Here is a 15,372-nt window from a genome sequence, read left to right as displayed (position 1 = left end):
CTCCCGGTTTTACGGCAGCCGGCGCAGTGCCATTGAGCGGCACTTGCTATTGGTACTGTTACTGGTACTTGGCATTGATCTTGTCGATGGTGCCATCCGCCTTCATGGCAGCGAGGATCTCGTTGAGCTTGGTGATGAGCTCATCGGGCGTGTCCTTGTTAAACGCCAAGCTCATCTGGGTTTCCTTGAACACGAAGACCGGCTTGGGTGAGGTCACCTTCTCCTTGCTGGCCAGATAAGGCGCCAGATACTGGCCGGTTGCCCAAAGATCGATGCGGCCCGCCTCCAGTTTCTTCACGTTGGCGGTATCGTTGGCCGCCAGCTGCAACTTGGCAAATCCCTGGGCCTTGAGATATTCGGCGGCCGCATCACCGTTATAGCCACCCACCGAATACTGCTTGGCATCTTCCAGCGACTTGACCGTGATATTGGCGGTCGAACTGGAGAAAAACACCCAGTTGTTATTGACCAGCGGCCCGACCCACTTGAACAGTGCTTCCCGCTCCGGAGTGCGGGTCGTGGAGTAGAGGGCGGTATTGGGGGTGCCAAGGGTATCTTCGTACGCCCGTTTCCAGGGCATCAGGGTCAGCTTGTATTCGACCCCGGCACGCTTGAACAGCTCTTCGACCACCTCGGTCGACAGCCCGACAATCTTGCCCCCCTCCCCCTGCATGTTGAATGGCGGGTAATCCTCGGTCATCACGTTCAGTGGCGCAGCCTGAACCGCGCTTATCGCCATCATGGAAGAGACTGAAAAAATTGCACTTTTCCACAGCAGTTGATAGTTCATTGCAACCTCGCTTTGCTTGCCATTCATCCCTGAACATCCGCCGTTACCGATGGCGGTGCACGTCTGACCCACTGGGGTCATGCCGGCTTTCACGGCTCGCCGCCCACCCATGTGCAGCAGCAAACAGATCCGGATTTTGCCTGTGCGCAACGAAACGCAACCGGCGAGGGAGGCTCACAACAAATCGAGGAGGAAACATGCCAGGGCAGCATGAGGGGAGTGTGGAGTGGGGCGGATAAGCCTCTGCCATACAACAGCGCCGTGGCAAAGAAAAAGCGCATCGTTTTATGACAGGGGTCTGGGAGAGAAATGATAGAAAACGCCAACATCCATTTTCCCATACTGCTCGAGGAGACCTCAGAGCCAAACCTGTCCTTTAGCTAAGGTCACGAAAAGAGATACGTCAAATGAGAATGCTAACCCCCTCATCTGCTTCCAAATTAGATTCCAGATGAGCTCCGCCGAGCCGAAAAGTGGCGCTAGATACCCGAAAATGAGAAGGCCACCGCGAGGTGGCCTTCTCCAAATCAACAATCAACGTCTGGTGAAACTCAGTCCTTGGCCGCGTCCATCACACCTTCTTCGGAGTGCGCAGGCAGGATCAGGTTGAGCAGGATGGCGGCAACAGAGGCCAGGCCAACACCGGCCAGCGCGAAGTCGCCAATCTTCATCTCCAGCGCACCGACACCGACGGTCAGAGTCACGGCGACGATGGCGATATTGCGTGATAGCCCCAGATCCACCTTGGATTCCACCAGCGTCTTGAGACCGATGGCAGCGATGGATCCGAACAGCAGCAGCATGATACCGCCCATCACCGGCATCGGGATGGAGGTGAGCAACGCATTGAACTTGCCGAAGAAGGCCAGAATGATGGCAAACACCGCAGCCCAGGTCATGGTGACCGGATTGAAGTTGCGAGTGATCATCACGGCACCGGTCACTTCGGCGTAGGTGGTCACGGGTGGGCCACCGATGAAACCGGCGAAGCAGACGCCGATGCCGTCACCGGCCAGCGTACGGTGCAAACCCGGATCCTTGGTGTAATCCTTGCCAGTCACGCCACCAATCGCCAACACGCCACCGATATGCTCGATACAGGGGGCGATGGCTACCGGCAACATGAACAACGCAGCAGCCCAGTTGATCTCCGGGGTTTCGAAGTGGGGCAGCGCCAACCAGGGGGCGTTCACCATGCCATCGAAACTCACCTGGCCCATGAAGACCGCCGAGACATAACCGGCAATCACGCCGCACAGGATGGGGATCAGCTTGATCCACCCCTTGCAGAACACAGCTGCAATCAGGGTGACCGCCAGCGAGATACCGGCCAGCGTCAGCGCAGTCCCCGCAGGAACCACCTGCTCACTACCGGCGCGGCCCATCGCCATGTTGCAGGCAACCTGCGCCACAGAAAGACCGATCACCATGATCACCGGGCCAATCACCACCGGGGGCAGCAATTTGTGCACAAAACCCATCCCTTTTGCCCGGATCAGCGCAGCCAGAATGAAATACATGAAACCGGCGGCAAACAGGCCAAACATGGTGGATGGCAATCCCCAGGTCTGGGTGGCGTAGATGATGGGAGCGATAAAGGCAAAGCTGGAACCGAGGAAAATCGGTACCTGGCGGCGGGTGCAGAGCTGGAACAACAGGGTGCCCACACCGGCGCCAAGCAGGGCCATGGAGGGGTTCAGTCCGGTGAGCAGGGGCACCAGAACCATGGCACCGAAGGCGACAAACAGGATTTGCAGCCCGGCGACACTTTGCTTGACTAAGGAAAACATGGATGTCCTTAATTTTTTGATAACTGATGGGGATATTTATCACTTTTCAGTTATCACAAGACTTTTCCAAGGCACAAAATGAACACAAATGCGTCACTTGTTACCTTTTACTGCTTGGGAAGGGCATGAAACTGGCTTTTTAGGCGGGATTCGTTGCTACAAGCATCGAGTATGCGATTTTACGCATTATTGTGACGAACGCCAATCGTTTTTCCATCATGTTTATTGTGTTCATAGTCAAAAATGCCGCCGCTTGGGGGCGCTCTATACTGGATCCTGTGAATCAAGATGGACAAGGAGTCCCCATGTCACAGCCCTCATTCAAGGCCAGCCAGCGCAGATTGCTTATTGGCTCGGCCATCGCACTCGCCCTGTTTGCGAACCCGTTCAGTTATGATTTCGCCCACAATGAGTGGCAAATGAATCAGGCCTATGCCAAGTCCTGCTTTATCGCCGGCACTCGCATCACGATGGCCGATGGTTCCACCCGCCCCATAGAAACGCTCCGGGTCGGTGAACAGGTGCTGGATCAGCACGGCGGCAGTAACCGGATCCTGGCGGTCGAACGGGTCATACTGGGCAAGCGCAGACTCTATGGGATCAATGATCTGCCCCCGTTCTTTACCGCAGAGCACCCTCTGCTGACCACTCGGGGCTGGGCGGCCATCTCACCGGCCATGACCCGAACCGAAAACCCGCAACTGGCGGTGCTGCCGCTATTTACCGGCATGCAGATAATGTGTCGCCCGGCACCTGCCATGGTGACGGGCAATCTGGCCCTGCAACCCCAGCCGGAATTACTGCTGGTTGAGTCACTCTGCTGGATCGAGGCATCTCCCACTACCGCACTCTTCAATCTGCTGCTCGATGGCAGCCACAGCTACATCGCCAATGAGCTGATCGTTCACAACAAAGATGGCGATGGTGGCAGCAGTGGTGGAGGCAGCAACAACGGTGGTGGCAGCAACAGCGGCGGCGGCAGCAACAGCGGTGGTGGCAGCGACAGCGGCGGAGGCAGCGACAGCGGCGGAGGCAGCAACAGCGGTGGTGGCAGCAACAGCGGCGGAGGCAGCGACAGCGGCGGTGGCAGCGACAGCGATGGGGGCAGCGATGACAGTGGCGGCCAAGGCGAGCATGCCGGCGGAGATCAGCATGGTGGAGGTGAACGGCATGCTGGTGGAGAAAAACATGCAGGGGGAGAACGCCATGGGGGTGGCCGCGGATTTGGCAATGGCGTTGATGACAACGGTGTGGATGCCGTCGATGCCAACGGGAACAAGCTCAGAGGTGACGGCACAGTCGATGACAACGGTGTAGATGCCGTCGATGCCAATGGCAACAAGCTCAGAGGCGATGGCACAGTCGATGACAACGGTGTGGATGCCGTCGATGCCAACGGCAATAAGCTCAGGGGTGATGGCACAGTCGATGACAACGGCGTGGATGCCGTCGATGCCAACGGCAACAAGCTCAGGGGTGATGGTACCATCGATGACAACGGCGTGGATGCCGTCGATGCCAATGGCAACAAACTCAGGGGCGATGGCACGGTCGATGACAACGGTGTGGATGCTGTCGATGCCAATGGCAACAAACTAAGAGGTGACGGCACGGTCGATGATCGCCAGCAAGTGCTTACCGATGAGCAGGAGCGGGCGCTGCTCAACAACGGTTTTCGCCAACAGGGGCAACCATGATGCGTTATCTGTTACCACTCCTCCTGCTCGGCCTCACTGGCTGCGCCACGGTCGACACTCCGCCGCTTTACCATCAGATGGATAAGGCAGATGTTCAACTGGCCAATCAGGCCCTTGCCAAAGCGCTGGAAACCCGCACCAAAGGGCAGAGCCTCACCTGGTTCAATCCGGCTAATCGTCACTCGGGTAGCGTCACGCCGCTTCGCACCTTCCGCCATACCAGCGGGGAGTGGTGTCGCGACTATCGCGAGCAACTCTATATCGGCAAGGCGAGCCAGCAGTGGCAGGATACCGCCTGTCGCAATCAGCAAGGGCGCTGGCGGCCATTGCGAACTTAGTGCATACCACGGGGTAAACGAAAGGGGGTAGCAGCGCTACCCCCTTGTCATCTTTAGCGACCCGTTATCCGAGCGGTGAATATGCGGTTATACCCGACGATAGGGCAGGTAAACCGGCTCCCACATGTGGTTGAGGATATGCTGCTGCAGATCCTGACCGATCAGTGGGTGGGAGGGATCCCGGCGCACGATATCCTTGAGCACGGCGGTCGCCACATGCACCGAGATGCTGCGCAGCTCGCGAATGCGGGGATAAACGGCCCCTTTCGCCAGGTCCACCTCACTCACGCACTCAGCCAGCGCAAAGGCGGCGGTCGTGAAGACATCGGGTGTGATCTCGCGGATCTGGCTGACGATGGCCGCCAGACCTACACCGGGGAAGATAAAGACGTTGTTGCCCTGCCCGACCCGGAACTCCTGCCCCTCGTAGCTCACATCCTTGAACGGACTACCGGTTGCAACGATGGCTTTGCCCTTGCTCCAGCGGTAGATATCTTCCGGCAGCGCTTCACAGTTGGCGGTCGGGTTGGAGAGCGGGAACACCATGGGGCGCTCGCAATGCTGCAGCATCAGCTGGATATGCTCTTCCTGGAAGGCTCCGCCCGAGCCGCTGGTACCCAACAACACGGTAATGGGCACATGACGCAGCACATCGGCCAGATTGGCCTTGCCGGGCACCTCGGTGTCCCAACCGGCCAGCAGCAGCCCCGGCTTGGCGTAGCGACGCTTGTACTCATCGAGCCCGTCCCGGTTGTCGCACACCAGCCCCTGGGTATCCAGAATGTAGATGCGATCGCGGGCCGCCTGCGGATCCATCCCCTCGCGGATCATCCCCGCGCAGATCTGATCCGCGACGCCAACCCCGCCGGCGCCAGCGCCATAGACCAGATAGTTCTGCTGGCCCAGGGTCTCCCCCTTGACCTTGACCGCGCCGATAATACCGGCCAGCACCACGGCACCGGTGCCCTGAATGTCATCGTTGAATGACGGCAGTGCCTGCTGGTAGCGGGCCAGATTGTTGAAAGCATTGGATTTGCTGAAGTCTTCCCACTGCAGCACGGCGTTGGGGAAGTGGCGCTTGACCCCCTGCACGAACTTGTCGATGAACTCTTCATACTCCTTGCCGCGAATACGCTTGTGCGGGCGGCCCAGATACATGGGATCATCGAGCAGTTTCTGATTGTCGGTGCCCACATCCAGCGCGATGGGCATGCAGCAGGCGGGGTGAATACCGGCCCCTAGGGTATAGAGCGCCAGCTTGCCGATAGGGATCCCCATGCCGCCAACACCCTGGTCGCCGATCCCCAGAATGCCCTGGCTGTCGGTGACGACTATGATGCGGATCGATTTGGCATCGAAGTGACGGGCCTGACTGCCCATGTCATCCACGTTGTCCGGGGTGATGTAGAGGCCGCGCGGCTTCTGGAAGCGGTGGCTGAACTCCTGGCACGCCTTGCCCACGGTCGGGGTATAGATGTAGGGAGTCATCTCCTCTACATGGCGTGACAACAGGGCATAGAAGAGAGTCTCGTTGCGATCCTGCAGGGCACGCAGGTTCTGGTACTTCTCGATATCGCTGCAAGCGCTCTTGAACCCCTCATACACTCGCTCGAGCTGGGCTTCAAAAGTTTGCACCTGAGGCGGCAGCAAACCATCGAGATCAAAATCGGCCCGCTCCTGTTCGGTGAAGGCCGTGCCCTTGTTGAGGTATCGATTGTTAAGCAGATCAGTGCCGGTCAGTGCAACGGGGCGAAAATCCTGTCCCTGTGCATCTTTCCACAGCAGATATTGTCCGGTAGCCATAGTCATTCTCTTTGATTTACGTGAAATTGCCGTTCGGCAGGAGAGCAAGACTCATAATGAAATCAATCATATGACGTTTACTCGATCGGTTTTGTGAGCTTGGGCATACCCTGCGGCCAAAATAGGCGTCTGGCGGCCCCGGCGAGACAAATTTCCACGGCAAGGAATGAGACTCATGTTAGCATTGCGGGCAACCCAGCCCCTTTCACCGCATCACAGCCGGGAGTGACCTGATGCCCTCGCCTCTGCCAGCCTGCGTCCCCTTCTTTCTGCCATGCGCTTGATCCCGCTGCTTGCTCTGTGGCTATTTCTGACCTGCCAGTCGGCTCTCGCCGCACCGGGCCGGGTGCTCAACATCATCGTGGGTGAATGGCCCCCTTTTGTCTCCGAGCAGTCAAAACAGCACGGGCCAGTGGCCCACCTCATCAGCGATCTGTTCAAGGAGGCGGGCTATGAGGTGAAGTTCCACTTCGCCCCCTGGGGTCGGGTCTATTCGCTGGCGGCCAACAGCCAGCTCTACGACGCCACCGCCGTCTGGATGCACAAACCGGAGCGGGAGCAGGATTTTCTGTTCAGCGAAGCGGTGCTGCAGGAGCAGTTTGTCTTCTTCTCCCTCAAATCACGGCAACTGCAAGCCGAGCGCCTTGAGCAGATCATCGGCATGCGGTTGGGGGGCGATATCGCCTATAGCTACGGGCCCGAGCTGGACAAGATGGTGGCCGATGGCAAGGTAACCCAACAGAAAGTCACCGACGTGAAACAGAATTTCGGCAAGCTGCTGCGCGGGCGGATCGACCTCTATCCGCAAGAGCTGCGAGTCGGTCTGGCCGAGTTGCAGAGCCAGCTCGATCCCGCCAGCGCGGCACTCATCACCCACAGTCAGACCCCTTTTCTGCGCAACGACAGCTTCGTGATGTTCCCGCGCAAGATGCCGGATTCAGCCAAACTGCGGGATCAGTTCAATCAGCTGTTGCAGCAGGCCATCGCCAGCGGACGTTATCAGCGCTACTTCGAGCGGCTGGCCCGGGGGGAATATTGACCTTGGCGAGGCAAAAACAGAGGGGATAAAACAACGGTGGCGGCCCTTTGTGGCCACCACCTCTGTGATGCTTGTCAGCGGCCGGCATTAGCCGCTGATGCCCACCTCCAGCTTGAACGACGTCTTGGCCTTGCTGCTCTCGGCAGCCCCCATCTGGTAGACCCGAATGGTATAAGTGCCCTTGGCAGGCAGGGTTGCCTCAAAGTTGTTCCCGTCACGCGAGCCAACAAAGATCGCCTCCCCCTTGCTGCCCGGCGGCAAAATATTGAAGTAGGGCTTGCCGGTCAGGATCACCACCATGCTCTGGCCCTTGTTGGCCGTCAGCTTGTAATCGAGGGTCTGGCTACCTTGAATAGTGCCGTTGATAGTCGCCCCTGACTCCCCCTTCTTGAACTGCACCTGCTGGGTCTTGATCCCGTCAGCCGCCTGCGCCACGCCCGCAATACCACCGAAGAGCGCAGATGCACATACCGCTGCCAGCCATGCTTTTCTCATCATTTGTCATCCCTTGTGTGAATGGAACCCCTGTTACTGTTGCTCAAGGTGGCCCAAAAAACCATCGCCGTTTGCGGCATCGTTCAATCAATTTGCCATCACCATCGACCCGCCATCAAAAGGGGCGCCGCAGCGCCCCTTCTCTTTATTCTTTGTCGACCATCAGCTTGATTTCCCCGCCTTGGGCTCATCGAGGGTGTGCTTCACCTCTTCATACCAGAGGTCGTGGTGCTCCTTGGCCCAGGTCTCGTCCACCTCGCCGGTCACCATCCCCTCCAGCGCCCCTTCCAGCTGGAACAGGCCCATGTAGATATGGAAGATAAAGCCGCAGATAAGGATCAAGGCGCCTACGATATGGATAAAACTGGCCCACTCCATCTGGCGGCGCAGCTGGCCGAAGATGGGGAAATCGAGGAACAACCCGGTCGCCACCACAATGCCGCCAAACCAGATCAGCAACCAGAAGATCGCCTTCTCGCCACCGTTGGAGAAGCCCGCCGAGGGGTGGCTTCCCTTGTGCTTGCCGAGCATGCCGCCAAACTTCATGAACCACTGCACATCCACCATGTTGACGATGTTGTGGCGGAACCACTTGATGAGCACCCCCATCAGGCAGAGGAAGAAGAGCGGCCCCACATAGTTGTGGAACACCTTGGCAAACCAGATCCAGTTCTCCCACACCCCGAGGCTCACCACCGGCTTGATGAAGTACTTGCCGTAGATGATGGCCAGCCCCGACCCGGAGAGGGTCAGGAACATGGCCGCCGTGGTCCAATGCAGCGCCCGATCCAGCCTGCTCCAGCGCTTGAGCTTGCGCCCGGTGCGCGGTTTGGAGAGCTTGGTCTGCCCCACCACCAGGTACATCAGACCGCACATGGCCAAGGAGCCGAAGATGGCGATGGCACCGAGCGGCGACACCCACTTGGTCTTCACCTCGAACCAGAGTTGGCCCGGCACCGAGATAAGTACCCCGTGCTCCGGCGAGCGGGAGGTGGTCACCCCCTCCTGCCCATCCTTCACCGCCCGCCAGTAATCGGCGCCGGCAAAGCCGACCGCCTCTTTCTCGGCATCGGCGAAACTTGCGGTACTCACCAGCAGCAGGGCAGCAAACAGGGCCATTAGCCAGGTTTTCATGCCGCCCCTCCCTGCTTGTTCAGCTTGCTGGCATCGTGGAACAGCTCATCGCCATTACCCCAAGCCGCATCCTTGGCACCACGATAGGCAACCCGCTCGCGGAAGATGTCGGAGATCACCTGCGCATCCCCTGCCAGCAGTGCCTTGGTGGAGCAAAGCTCGGCACACATGGGCAGCTTGCCCTCGGCAATGCGGTTGGCACCGTACTTCTGGCGCTCCGCCTCGCTGTGATCCTCTTCCGGGCCGCCGGCGCAGAAGGTGCACTTGTCCATCTTGCCCCGATCGCCAAAGGCGGCGGTCTTCGGGAACTGGGGCGCCCCGAACGGGCAGGCAAACAGGCAGTAGCCGCAACCGATGCAGAGATCCTTGTTGTGCAGCACTATGCCATCGTCGGTGTGATAGAAGCAGTCGGCCGGGCAGACCGCCATGCAGGGGGCATCGGTGCAATGCATGCAGGCGACCGAGATGGAGGTCTCACCCGGCAGGCCGTCGTTGAGGGTTACCACCCGGCGGCGCTGGATGCCCCACTCGAGGGCATCGTCGTTCTCGTTCTTGCACGCCGTCACACAGCCGTTGCACTCGATGCAGCGCTTGGTGTCACACATGAATTTCATTCTGGCCATGGGATCAGGCTCCTACTTTGCGAAAACGGCACAGGGTGACCTTGGTCTCCTGCATCTGGGTGACCGGGTCATAACCATAGGTGGTGACTATGTTGACCGACTCCCCCAGCACATAGGGGTCAGACCCTTCCGGATATTTGGATCGCAGATCCTTGCCCTCGAAGTGGCCGCCGAAGTGGAACGGCATAAAGGCGAGCCCCGGCTTGACCCGCGGGGTCACCAGCGCCTTCACCTTGACCCGGCCCCCTTCCGGCCCCTCGACCCACACGTCCTGACCGTCGCGCACGCCGACATCGTTGGCATCCGCCGGGTTCATCTCGACGAACATCTCCTGCTGCAGTTCAGCCAGCCAGGGGTTGGAGCGGGTCTCGTCGCCGCCCCCCTCGTACTCCACCAGACGGCCGGAGGTGAGGATGATGGGGAACTCCTTGCTGACATCCTTCTCCTGCACCGAGGCGTACTGGGTCGGCAGGCGCCACAGGCTCTTCGAATCAGGCCAGGTGGCGTAGTCGGCCAGCAAGTCGCGGCGCGGGGTGTAGAGCGGCTCGCGGTGCTTGGGCACCTGATCCGGGAAGGTCCACACCACGCAGCGCGCCTTGGCGTTGCCGTAGGGGACGAAGCCATGCTTGATGGCGACCCGCTGGATACCGCCGGAGAGATCGGTCTTCCAGTTCTTGCCCTCGGCCTCTTTCTTCTCGGCCTCGGTCAGTTCATCCCACCAGCCAAGCTGTTTCATCAGGTCGGCAGTGATCTCGGGATAGCCATCCTCCACCTCACTCCCCTTCGGCCAGGAGTCTTCGGCCAGCAGCGAAACGCCCTGATACTCGATGCCGAAACGGGCACGGAAACCGCCGCCCCCTTCCGACACCGGAATGCTGGTGTCATAGAGGATGTGGCTGCCGGGGTGTTTCATCTCAGGGGTGCCCCAGCAGGGCCACGGCAGACCGTACACTTCGCCACTGACCGGGCCACCTTCGGCCTTGAGGTTGGTCTTGTGGAAGGTGTGCCAGTTCTGCTGGTGCGCCTTGAGCCGCTCCGGGCTCTGGCCGGTGTAGCCCACACTCCACATACCGCGGTTGTACTCGCGGGTGATGTCTTCCAAGAGCGGCTGGTTGTTCTCTACCTTGATGTGCTTGAACAGCTGCTCGGCAAAACCGAGCTTCTTGCTCAGGAGATACATGATCTCGTGGTCGACCTTGGATTCGAACAGGGGTTCTATCACCTTGTCGCGCCACTGCATGGAGCGGTTGGTGGCGGTGACGGAACCATAGGTCTCGAACTGGGTGGTGGCCGGCAGCAGGTAGACGCCGTCGGTACGGTCGTTCATGACGGCAGCGACTGTGGGATACGGGTCGACAATCACCATCATGTCGAGCTTTTGCATCGCCTTCTTCATTTCCGGGCCGCGGGTCTGGGAGTTGACCGCATGGCCCCAGTAGAACATGGCGCGGATGTTGGAGCCCTGCTCGATGAGATCGGCGTTCTCCAGCACCCCGTCCACCCAGCGGGAGACCGGAATGCCGTTGTTGTTCATCGGCAGCTTGCCGTTGTAGACCTTGTTGTCGAAGCGGGCCTTGATCCACTCGTAATCCACATCCCACACTCGGGCCCAGTGCTTCCAGGAGCCCTCTTCCAACCCGTAGTAACCGGGCAGGGAATCGGAGGTGACGCCAAAGTCAGTGGCGCCCTGCACGTTGTCGTGACCACGGAAGATGTTGGTGCCCGCTCCGCTCTTGCCCACGTTGCCGAGGGCCAGTTCGAGGATGCAGTAGGCACGGGTATTGTTGTTGCCGGTGGTGTGCTGGGTACCGCCCATACACCAGACCACGCAGCCGGGGCGGTTGTCGGCCAGCAGTTTGGCGGCGCCATAGACCTGCTGTTCGTTGAGGCCGGTCACCCGCTCCACTTCGGCCGGGGTCCAACGCGCCACCTCTTTTTGCACCTCGTCCATGCCGTAGACGCGGGTGCGGATGAACTCCTTATCTTCCCAACCGTTCTTGAAGATGTGCCACAGCATGCCCCAGATAAAGGCGACGTCGGTGCCCGGGCGCAATGAGAGGTACATGTCCGCCTTGGCGGCGGTGCGGGTACGGCGCGGGTCAACCACCAGGATCTTGCAGCCGTTGCGCTCTTTCGCCAGCAGGATGTGCTGCATGGCGACCGGGTGGGCCTCCGCCGGGTTGGAGCCGATAAACATGATCGACTTGCTGTTGTGCATGTCGTTCAGGCTGTTGGTCATGGCACCGTAGCCCCAGGTGTTGGCTACACCCGCGACCGTGGTGGAGTGGCAGATCCGCGCCTGGTGATCCACGTTGTTGGTGCCCCAAAGCGACGCCATCTTGCGAAACAGGTAGGCCTGCTCGTTGGAGTGCTTGGCAGAGCCGAGCCAGTAGACGCTGTCGGGGCCGGACTCCTTACGCAGGCGCAGCACCTCGTTGCCCACCTCTTCGATGGCCTGATCCCAGCTGATGCGCTGCCACTTGCCACCCACCAGCTTCATCGGGTACTTGAGGCGACGCTCACCGTGGCCGTGCTCGCGCAGGGCCGCCCCCTTGGCGCAGTGACCGCCAAGGTTGAAGGGGTGATCAAACGCCGGCTCCTGACCGGTCCAGACGCCGTTTTGCACCTCGGCATAGACGCCGCAGCCCACCGAGCAGTGGGAACAGATGGTGCGCTTCACCTCGACCGGCACGTCGGCCGCCACGGTTTTGGCCTCGGCCCGCTGCATCATGGCTGGCGCCAGCCAACCGGCGGCCACGGCGCCACCGGCCACCAGACCGGAGTTGACCATAAAGGCGCGACGGGTCAGCCCCTGACCGCGAATGGCCTCATTGCCCTGCTCGCCCACTTGGGGCTGCTCGGCACGTTTTGTCAGTTTCATGAGTTCTCCTTCACTGATCCGGCTCAGTCGGTGCCGCGCAGGGTGCGATAAAAGTCGTGAACATGGGGGGTCTCCCGATAGCCCTTGTCAGGCTCGGTGTCGTAGGTCAGCACCTCTTTGCCCACCACCCGGCCGGTGGCACCGGCCAATACGCCTATGGTGGCGACCACGCCAACTCCCTTGATCAGATTGCGGCGGGACGGGTCTTTCAGCTGTTCATCGCTCATTCTTGTGACCTCTGTTGTTGTTCTTGCCGGCGCCTGCGCGCCAGCTTCGCGTCCAATGGGATATCTCGTCTGCTCGTTTATGCGCAGCTCTTGTTATGCGCAGATAGGGGCGTTCAGCCCGGCACCACGCAGGCGCCAAACGGCAGGCGCAATTCGTTTTCCAGCTTGAAGAAATCTTCGGCAAGGGCGCCGACCGCCCGGTAGAAGCTGCCCCCTTTCGCCTGTTGCTGATCGCGGCAGCAGGCGAGTACCCAGGGGGCAAGGTGGCGCTCATAGAAGCGGTTGCGCTCCGGGTGCTGCTCGCCAATCAGTACCGCCATCACCTCACAGAGGGCGGCGAGATGATCTTCCGGCTCGCACACTCCGCTCTGGCGCTCAAAACCGAGGGACTGCAGATCTGCGCGCAGCACCGCCAGCGGCAGCTCCATCAAAGAGCCGGTGAGATACCAGGAGGCAAACGGCACGATCTCCCCGCGCCCCAGCCCGATAAAGAGATCCTGATACTCCTCGGCAAGCTCGTTTTCGTGGTGGCTGCTAGCCGCCAGCTGCACCAGCCCCAGCCCTCTGGCAAAGGGGCCCGGCATCGGCTGCAACCCTTGCAGCCAGGCGAGCTGTTCGCCACGGGGAGCGGCGCGCCAGAGACTCGCCAGCAGGGCGTAGAGATCGGCGCTGCTCTGTTCCAGTTCGGTCATGGTCAGTTCGCCAGCCTTTTCGTTATGTTGTTCACTCATCACTGGCCCTCACACCTTGAGCTGGGAGACGGGATCCGCCGCCAGCGCCGCAAACACATCCTTGACCCGACACTCCTCGCACATCAGCAGCCGCTGGGCGGCCTCGTTCTGGAAGTGGGAGTGACCGGCCAGTTTTTGCTGGATGCGGCGGATCATCGAGGCGGGCGCGAACGGCTTGGAGCAGCGAATGCAGCAGGCCGCCTCTTCCGATTTCAAACTCTGCACGGCGCGGCGCGCCTCGGGCACAGGTTGCAGACGGGGCACCAGTACGATGGCCTGCTCGGGGCACGCCTTTTCGCACATGCCGCACTGGATGCAGTCCTGCTCGATAAAGTTGAGGCCGGGCGCATGACCCACCGCATGCAGGGCGCGGCTCGGGCAGACCGCCACGCAGCCCATGCAGAGGGTGCAGTCTGCTTCTTTCAGCTCCACGCTGCCGTAAGGGGCGCCGTGGGGCACCGCCAGTGGCTCGCGGCCGCCATTGTTGGCTTGCCAGAGGGCATCGAAGGCGGCAAACAGGTTCTCCCGTTTGTCTCCTTTCAGCGGCTTGTCCAACAGGGCAACGGCTGACTGCGCGTAAAGAGACTCATCCATTTCGGCATCGCCGTTAAACAGAGCAATACGATTGGCAGCAAGACCAGCGCCCGCCAACAGCACGGCGGCGCTCGCCAGCTCTCGCTCAACCAGCGCACGGACACTGGCGGGAGCATCGTCGCCCAGCGCAATGCGCACCGCGCTGGCGCCATAGACGAGGGCGGCAAACCAGCTCTCGATGCCTAAACTCGCGCTCTCCTCCATCCAGACTGGCAGCCAGTTGGCGGGCAGGCGGGTGAGTTCGGCTTCCACCCATTCGCGCTCGTTTTCACCAGCGATGAGCAGCTGCGGCGCGTCGCCGCCCGCCTCCCGATAGTGCTTGAGCAGGCGGAACAGGTAGTCGCCGCTGGTGTTGGCATCGGGCTGGTGATAGGCAATAGCCCCGGTCGGACAGGCAGAGGCACAGCTGCCAAAGCCCTGACAGAGATGGGGATCGATCTGGATGCGACCATTGATGGGCTTGAGGGCATCGGTCGGACAGACATCGAGGCAGCGGCTGCAACCGGGCACGCCGCGGGCGGTAAAGGCGCAGGCCTCGGGGTCGAGGCGAAAATAGCGCGGCTTGTCGAAGATACCGGTGAGGGCACAGAGCTCGGCAAGCCGTTCGGCAAGCCCTTGGTCATCAAAGAGATGCAGATAACCGACCGGCGGGCGCTCCAGCGCAAAAAGCGGAGCGCGGCCCAGATCGGCTACCAGATCAAAGCGCGGTTCGCCATTTTCCGCAGCCTGCTGAGTAAAACAGATCGCCGCCAGAGAAATACGCTCCCCCTGACCATTGAGGCCAGTGAGCTGGAACTGCCCCAGATAGCCTGTCAGGCTCGGTTCGCGCAGGGTCAAGGCCGCGAGGGATGCGGTGGCATCGAAAATGGTTTCGAGATCTGCTGCCTCGGCATCGTGGACCACTTCGGTCACCAGCAGGGTGGGCTTCACCCCGGCGGGCAGCAGGCTGGCAGCGCGGCGAATGCGATCTTCCGGGCCGACCAGCAGCAGGCGCCCCTGACTCTGGTAAGAGACAGTGGCCGGGATCAGGTTGTCGGTCTTGACCGTATGCTGCAGGGCATAGGCGCGAGCGCGCGCGTTATGCTCGGCCGCCCCCGCCCCATGGGCAAGATTGGAGGCCAGATTTGGGGTCAGATTTGGCAATGTTTGTTCAGTGCTCACATACGCTCCTGTGCGCGCCACCTCATGGGATGGGCGCTTGTTGGTAAGCCGAGAGAGCAAGAGGCGAGC

At 60.5% G+C, this 15,372-nt stretch carries 13 protein-coding genes; 3 read left to right on the top strand and 10 right to left on the bottom strand.

Annotated elements, in window-relative coordinates; all coding sequences use genetic code 11:
* Positions 1-58: 58 nt before the first annotated feature.
* Both G5332_RS16715 and G5332_RS16710 read right to left on the bottom strand, forming a co-directional pair.
* The gene (locus tag G5332_RS16715) at positions 59-790 is read right to left on the bottom strand and encodes a substrate-binding periplasmic protein (RefSeq protein WP_201981361.1); all 732 of its coding nucleotides are present in this window, start codon (positions 788-790) and stop codon (positions 59-61) included.
* A 551-nt stretch (positions 791-1,341) separates the two neighbouring features.
* A complete protein-coding gene (locus G5332_RS16710) occupies positions 1,342-2,580 on the bottom strand; it encodes a uracil-xanthine permease family protein (protein WP_005334784.1) in 1,239 nt (412 codons plus the stop codon).
* Between the two features lie 305 nt (positions 2,581-2,885).
* Between G5332_RS16710 and G5332_RS16705 the strand changes: the two genes are divergently transcribed.
* Together G5332_RS16705 and G5332_RS16700 are read left to right on the top strand one after the other, a co-directional pair.
* The gene (locus G5332_RS16705; protein ID WP_421311396.1) at positions 2,886-4,277 is read left to right on the top strand and encodes a hypothetical protein; all 1,392 of its coding nucleotides are present in this window, start codon (positions 2,886-2,888) and stop codon (positions 4,275-4,277) included.
* Entirely contained in the window at positions 4,274-4,615 is a 342-nt protein-coding gene (locus G5332_RS16700) for an RT0821/Lpp0805 family surface protein (RefSeq protein ID WP_041235099.1), read from the top strand. Before G5332_RS16705 ends, G5332_RS16700 begins: the two co-directional genes overlap by 4 nt.
* An 87-nt stretch (positions 4,616-4,702) precedes the next feature.
* On the opposite strand, the gene G5332_RS16695 is transcribed toward G5332_RS16700, so the two are convergent.
* Complete coding sequence (locus tag G5332_RS16695) at positions 4,703-6,418, bottom strand: NAD-dependent malic enzyme (protein ID WP_064339679.1); 1,716 nt, start codon at positions 6,416-6,418, stop codon at positions 4,703-4,705.
* Between the two features lie 274 nt (positions 6,419-6,692).
* Between G5332_RS16695 and G5332_RS16690 the strand changes: the two genes are divergently transcribed.
* A complete protein-coding gene (locus tag G5332_RS16690; protein ID WP_236396761.1) occupies positions 6,693-7,457 on the top strand; it encodes a substrate-binding periplasmic protein in 765 nt (254 codons plus the stop codon).
* A gap of 87 nt (positions 7,458-7,544) precedes the next feature.
* Here the strand turns inward: G5332_RS16690 and G5332_RS16685 are convergent, their stop codons facing one another.
* From G5332_RS16685 to G5332_RS16655, 7 genes are all read right to left on the bottom strand, one after another.
* On the bottom strand, positions 7,545-7,955 hold the full coding sequence (locus G5332_RS16685; RefSeq protein ID WP_236396759.1) for a DNA breaking-rejoining protein: 411 nt from the start codon (positions 7,953-7,955) through the stop codon (positions 7,545-7,547).
* Positions 7,956-8,114: 159 nt separating this feature from the next.
* Positions 8,115-9,086, bottom strand: a complete 972-nt coding sequence (locus G5332_RS16680; protein WP_005334792.1) for a formate dehydrogenase subunit gamma — start codon at positions 9,084-9,086, stop codon at positions 8,115-8,117.
* On the bottom strand, positions 9,083-9,709 hold the full coding sequence (gene fdh3B, locus G5332_RS16675; protein ID WP_005334799.1) for a formate dehydrogenase FDH3 subunit beta: 627 nt from the start codon (positions 9,707-9,709) through the stop codon (positions 9,083-9,085). The genes G5332_RS16680 and fdh3B overlap by 4 nt, the downstream gene beginning before the upstream one ends.
* Positions 9,710-9,713: 4 nt before the next feature.
* Positions 9,714-12,590, bottom strand: coding sequence for a formate dehydrogenase subunit alpha (locus tag G5332_RS16670; RefSeq protein ID WP_421249311.1), 2,877 nt, complete (start codon positions 12,588-12,590; stop codon positions 9,714-9,716).
* Between the two features lie 23 nt (positions 12,591-12,613).
* Entirely contained in the window at positions 12,614-12,817 is a 204-nt protein-coding gene (locus G5332_RS16665) for a transcriptional initiation protein Tat (RefSeq protein WP_421249310.1), read from the bottom strand.
* A gap of 113 nt (positions 12,818-12,930) precedes the next feature.
* Positions 12,931-13,548, bottom strand: a complete 618-nt coding sequence (locus G5332_RS16660; protein WP_058058400.1) for a TorD/DmsD family molecular chaperone — start codon at positions 13,546-13,548, stop codon at positions 12,931-12,933.
* Between the two features lie 9 nt (positions 13,549-13,557).
* Positions 13,558-15,303 carry a 4Fe-4S dicluster domain-containing protein gene (locus G5332_RS16655; RefSeq protein ID WP_421249309.1) on the bottom strand — a complete coding sequence of 582 codons (1,746 nt, stop codon included), beginning with the start codon at positions 15,301-15,303 and terminating at the stop codon, positions 13,558-13,560.
* Positions 15,304-15,372: the final 69 nt, after the last annotated feature.

The sequence above is a fragment of the Aeromonas sp. 603757 genome, from assembly GCF_049171255.1.
Taxonomy (GTDB): Bacteria; Pseudomonadota; Gammaproteobacteria; order Enterobacterales; family Aeromonadaceae; genus Aeromonas; species Aeromonas veronii_A.
Note: the sequence above shows the minus strand (reverse complement) of the source record. Positions and strands in the feature narration are given on the sequence as shown.